This window comes from Caulobacter sp. CCNWLW153 (genome assembly GCF_036889365.1).
Taxonomy (GTDB): domain Bacteria; phylum Pseudomonadota; class Alphaproteobacteria; order Caulobacterales; family Caulobacteraceae; genus Caulobacter; species Caulobacter radicis.
This window is the reverse complement of record NZ_JBAKFV010000047.1, coordinates 1-718: the sequence shown is the minus strand read 5'-3', so window position 1 is coordinate 718 and position 718 is coordinate 1. Positions and strand designations below refer to the sequence as shown.

The 718-nt window shown below is 67.1% G+C and carries 1 protein-coding gene; it reads left to right on the top strand.

Features of this window, described 5'->3' with window-relative positions; translation table 11 throughout:
- The first annotated feature begins 1 nt into the window (after nucleotide 1).
- Nucleotides 2–705 (top strand): IS5 family transposase gene (locus V6S85_RS26530; RefSeq protein ID WP_334350815.1). Its coding sequence is split into 2 segments (ribosomal slippage): nucleotides 2–281 and nucleotides 281–705, totalling 705 coding nucleotides; the frame shifts between segments, so codons are not numbered across the junction.
- Nucleotides 706–718 lie beyond the last annotated feature (13 nt).

Here is a 718-nt window from a genome sequence, read left to right as displayed (position 1 = left end):
GCTGCTGCCGCGCGGACGCAAGGGCGCGCATCGCGTGGACGATCGTCGCGTGGTCTCGGGCATCGTCCACATGCTCAAGAGCGGGGCGCGCTGGCGCGACTGCCCGCCGGAGTTTGGCCCCTACACGACGGTCTACAACCGCTTCAACCGCTGGAGCCGCCAGGGCCTGTGGCTGCAGATGTTCGAGGCCCTGACAGGGCACACGGGCATCTACGGGGCCGCCATCGACGCCACCCACATCAAGGCTCACCGTTCGGCGGCGGGCGCAAAAGGGGGGCCTTCCTCCAAGCCATAGGCCGCTCGCGTGGCGGCCGCACCACCAAGGTTCACGGCTTGGTCGACGAGCGCGGCAAGCCGCGGGTGCTGCTGCTCAGCGCCGGAAACATCAATGACATCAGCATGGCCCACGCCCTGATCCAGGCAGCAGGGCCTTTCAGTCGCCTGCTCGCCGACCGGGCCTACGACGCCAACCACTTCCGCCAGAGACTGGCCGAGCGCGGCGCTGAAGCGGTCATTCCCTCCACCACCTCACGCAAGCTCGCCATCCCCTACGACGTCCAAGCCTACAAGCAGCGCAACCTCGTCGAGCGCATGTGGTGCAGGCTCAAGGACTTCCGACGCGTGGCCACTCGCTATGACAAGCTGGCCAGGAACTACCTCTCCGGCGTCCTCATCGCCGCCCTCTGCGCCTACTGGCTCAATTGAGTCCAGACCCTAG